General features: G+C 52.6%; 4 protein-coding genes. 3 read left to right on the top strand and 1 reads right to left on the bottom strand.

Going from position 1 to position 4,444, the window contains the following annotated elements:
- Positions 1-96 precede the first annotated feature (96 nt).
- Both PT964_RS26215 and speD read left to right on the top strand, forming a co-directional pair.
- Positions 97-2,226 (top strand): MMPL family transporter, encoded by a 2,130-nt coding sequence (locus PT964_RS26215; RefSeq protein ID WP_274366312.1) that lies wholly within the window; start codon positions 97-99, stop codon positions 2,224-2,226.
- A gap of 114 nt (positions 2,227-2,340) precedes the next feature.
- Positions 2,341-3,150: an adenosylmethionine decarboxylase gene (gene speD, locus PT964_RS26210; RefSeq protein WP_274366311.1), complete on the top strand. Its 810-nt coding sequence runs from the start codon at positions 2,341-2,343 to the stop codon at positions 3,148-3,150.
- 32 nt (positions 3,151-3,182) lie between these two features.
- Here speD and PT964_RS26205 read toward each other — a convergent pair whose 3' ends face one another.
- Positions 3,183-3,572, bottom strand: coding sequence for a hypothetical protein (locus PT964_RS26205; RefSeq protein ID WP_274366310.1), 390 nt, complete (start codon positions 3,570-3,572; stop codon positions 3,183-3,185).
- Positions 3,573-3,712: 140 nt separating this feature from the next.
- Between PT964_RS26205 and trhA the strand changes: the two genes are divergently transcribed.
- Positions 3,713-4,348 carry a PAQR family membrane homeostasis protein TrhA gene (gene trhA / locus PT964_RS26200; protein WP_274366309.1) on the top strand — a complete coding sequence of 212 codons (636 nt, stop codon included), beginning with the start codon at positions 3,713-3,715 and terminating at the stop codon, positions 4,346-4,348.
- Positions 4,349-4,444: the final 96 nt, after the last annotated feature.

Below are 4,444 nucleotides of genomic sequence, written 5' to 3'. Positions count from 1 at the left end.
TGGAACAATGATTGTTCGTTAAACATGCCGTCGTAGTTTTTTTTAACCAAATTCGACACATATGTCGAATTACAATCGTAAGGAGCGTGAACAAAGTTGAAAGCATTGTTGCACCGCATCACGGATTTTGCCTCTACGAGGAAAGGCATGTGGACTGTCTTGACCGCATGGCTTCTGGTTACCTTGCTGCTCGGAGGGCTCGCTCCGGGCGCCAAGGATTATGAATCGAACGCGACCGGCCAAGGGCTCCCCGATACGGCAAAGTCGGTAATCGCACAGCGAGAGCTGGATACGTATTTTGGCAGCACGGATCAGGGGCTCCCTGCGTTGATCGTCATTTCCGAAGAAGGAAAGAAGCTTGATGCCGGCCGGATCGCCGAGATGACAACCGCGATTCAAGACGAGGGGCTCGAGCATCTGAAGGGCATCGTCCCGTTCGACCGCCTCCCTCCGCCCGCAAGGGAACGCTTCTTCTCCGGAGACGGCTCGACCGCGGTCATTCCGGCGCTGCTTGAAGAGGGTTTGGAAACGAAAGAAATTCAAGCGACTTTGAAGGAGCTGCAGACGATCGCTTCCGACCGGTCGGAGGCTTCCTTTGTCCGGATTACGGGTCCCGCCGGAATTTCCAGCGACGCCGTCGCCTTGTTTTCCCGCGCTGATGTCGTATTGCTCTTATCGACCGTCGGGCTCATCTTCGTATTGCTGATTGTCATTTACCGCTCCCCTTTGTTAGTTTTCATCCCGCTGCTCGCCTGCGCCTTCGTCTATGAGGCCGTCGACAAGACGCTCGGCTTGATGGGAAGCGCCGGTCTGCAGTTCGACGCTCAATCGCTGTCGATCATGACGATTTTGCTGTTTGCCAGCGTGACGGACTACTCTTTGTTCGTGTTCGCCCGGTACCGGGAAGAGCTGAGGCATTATGACAGCAAATATGAGGCGATGAAGCACGCGATGCGCGAAACCGGGGAGCCCGTGTTTTTCAGCGGCGGAACGGTGCTTGCGGCCATGCTAGTCTTGTTCGCGGCCGCTTTCAAGGATTTCCGCGGCTTCGCACCGGTATTTTCAACGGCGATGGCGGTCATTATGCTCGCTTCTGTAACGCTGATTCCCGCATTGTTCCAATTGTTCGGCAGAAAATCGTTCTGGCCGAACATTCCGAAGGCGGGCGAGGAAGCGGCGAACCCGGCCTCCATGTGGAACAAAGCCGGCAGGCTCGTCAGCACGAAGCCGGGCGCTGTTGCGGCCATCCTGTTGGCCGTTCTCGTACTGCTCGGTTTAAATACGTTCAATATGAAGTTTCAGTACGATTCCATCGCCTCTTTCCCGAAGGATATGCCTTCTCGGGAAGGCTATGAGAAGCTGGAGCAATACTTCCCTAAAGGGGATCTGGCGCCCACCTCCGTCCTGTTCGTTGCCGACCGTCCCGTCTCGGAGGAGAAGCTCTCTGCTCTTGCGGATGCGTTCGGCGGACAGGATCTCGTCAAGACGGCCGCGGTAAGCGGTACCGCCGAAGACGGGAAGGTAGTAAAAATCACCCTTTCCTTCGAGGACAGCCCTTATGCGGCTAGCTCGCTGGATGCGCTGGAGCGGCTGCGCGGGCAAGAGCGGGAACTCCTCTCGACCGCAGGACTTGAAGGCGAATTGTACTTTGCGGGCGAAACGGCGAAACAGGTCGATACCCGCGACATCATTTTCAAAGACTCGTGGGTCGTGATCGGATTGGAATCGCTGCTCATTCTCCTGCTGCTGTGGGCGCTGACAAGATCGTTAAAGGCTTCGGCGTACATGATGGGGACGATTTTACTTTCGTTCGCGACGGCGCTGGGGCTAGGCATTTACTTGGTCGACCTGCTGTTCGGCTATTCGGCGATCAGCACCCGGATTCCGCTCTATGCCTTCGTTTTCCTTGTTGCGCTGGGCGTCGACTACAACATTATTTTAATGTCCCGCTTCAAAGAAGAACGGAAGAAGCATACGCTGAGGGATGCCGTACAAATCGCCGTGTCGCGCACAGGCAACGTCATTACGTCCGCGGGGCTCATACTGGCCGCCACCTTCGCCGTCCTCATGACGCAGCCGATTGCCGAGCTGTTTGTTTTCGGCTTCATCGTGGCGCTCGGCATCCTGATGGACGTATTCCTTGTCCGCGGCATGCTCCTCCCTTCGCTGATCATGCTTTTTGAAAAAGAAGGCCGTAAATCGACGGAAGTGAATGCAGCAGGCTGATCGCCGCAAATGCAGGTCCTATCGAATTCCGATAGGACCCTTTTTTATGCCTTCCAAGAATCGGAGAAGCCGGTATGGGCATATTAAATAAAAAGCTTAAGGGGAAATGCGTTCATGGCACTGACACCGGCACAGCGCGTCAAGCTGCACGGCTTCAACAATCTTACGAAATCGCTAAGCTTTAATATGTACGATATTTGCTTCACCCGAACGAAGGAAGAACGCGAGAAGTATATCGCGTATATCGACGAGCAGTACAATGCGGAGCGGTTGACGAACATTTTGCAGGAAGTGTCCGAAATTATCGGAGCCCATGTGCTGAACATAGCCAAGCAAGATTACGTCCCTCAAGGCTCGAGCGTCACGATGCTCATTTCAGAGGAGCCCGTTGTAGAAGTCCCGACGGAGCAGTTCGAGGAGTCCCCCGGACCGCTGCCGGAATCGGTGGTGCTGTCGCTGGACAAAAGCCATATTACGGTGCACACGTATCCCGAGTATCATCCGGATGAAGGCATCAGCACGTTTCGGGCGGATATCGACGTATCGACTTGCGGAGAAATTTCTCCGCTCAAAGCGTTAAATTACCTCATTCATTCGTTCGACACGGACATTATGACGATCGATTACCGGGTACGCGGCTTTACAAGGGATATTACAGGCCATAAGCTGTTTATCGATCACGAAATCGGCTCCATTCAAAATTACATACCGGAGGAAATTCAGAACGCATATGACATGATCGATGTAAATGTGTATCAGGAGAACATCTTTCACACGAAATGCAAACTGAAAAAATTCGATTTGAACAACTATTTGTTCGGGTTCACGAAGGAACAGCTTTCGGACGAGGAAAAGGCAGAGATAACCGGCAGACTGAAGCTTGAGATGGACGAAATCTTTTACGGGAAAAATATTGTGGATTAAGAAAACGGGCGCCCGAAGGCGCCCGATAAACATTATTGTCTGATTTCCAGTACGTCCAGCGGAGGGATACCCGTGCTGCGAATAATGTTGATTTGCGCATTCGTCAGTCTGCGGCCTACCAGAATCAGCGAAGAAGTAACGTTGTCAAAGCCAAGCGTTCCCAAATTGGCAACCGCCGTTCTGCCTCTGAACACGCGGAACGAACCTTGAAAGTTCACTCGCGAGAACAAAATCAAAGTTACTTGGTTCGGGAAAATAACGTTTCTGACCCTAAAGCTAGAGAGCACGTTGTTGAAACGGAGCGCGTTCATATCGCGGATCGCCACTCCGCCTCGCTTAAAGACGATTCGACGGCCCGTAAAGTTGACCCCGGAAAACAGCCTCAGCCTAAGACCCTGATTGCTAAGTCTCAGCAAACCCATTCCAAATCACTCCTTTACTGTGAGATGGTATTACTATATTCATAGTTACGGTTTTCGGTTTGAGGCACCTGAATTAGGTGATGAGCTTGTTTTTCGATATAATGAAAGCACAATGAAGAGTCTCATGAGGAGGGTTGAGTATGGCAAACACTCACGTATATACCAAGCGCGAGGAGGTCGCCAACGCGATTACCCACGGGCTGGGCGTCGTATTCAGCATATCCGCGCTGACCCTGCTGGTCGTATTCGCCGCGCTGAAGGGAACCGTCTGGTCCGTCGTCAGTTACGCGATTTACGGGGTTACCATGGTGATCATGTACACCAATTCGACGCTGCTGCATGCGTTGCCCGAAGGCAAAGTGAAGGATTTGTTCGAAATATTCGACCATTCCTCCATTTACTTGTTTATCGCAGGAACGTACACGCCGATCTTATTGACCGCATTAAGGGGGCCGCTCGGCTGGACCTTGTTTGGAATCGTTTGGGGAATCGCCGCCGGAGGCGTGGCGTTCAAAGCGTTTTTTACGAAAAGGTTCCTCTTCCTCTCCACCTTTTTCTACATCTTAATGGGCTGGCTCATTGTATTCGCTTGGCGGCCGCTGCAGTCGCTATTGGCCGCGGAATGCCTGCAGCTGCTCGTAGCCGGCGGCATCCTGTACACGGTCGGGAGCATTTTTTATGTGTGGCGCGGATTTCCGTTTCATCACGCCGTATGGCATATATTCGTGCTGGGCGGCTCCATCGTTCATTTCCTCGCCATTTTGTTCATGCTGTAATCGGCACACACGCCGCGTCCTGGTGGAGTGAGCTAACGGACATTGCAGTTTTAAACATTCCTGTAAGGACTAAGATTTCGTCTTGGACAAAAAAAG

It is taken from the genome of Paenibacillus thermotolerans, assembly GCF_028745515.1.
Taxonomy (GTDB): Bacteria; Bacillota; Bacilli; order Paenibacillales; family YIM-B00363; genus Paenibacillus_AE; species Paenibacillus_AE thermotolerans.
The sequence above is the reverse complement of the archived record's forward strand: the minus strand, read 5'-3'. Positions and strand labels throughout refer to the sequence as shown.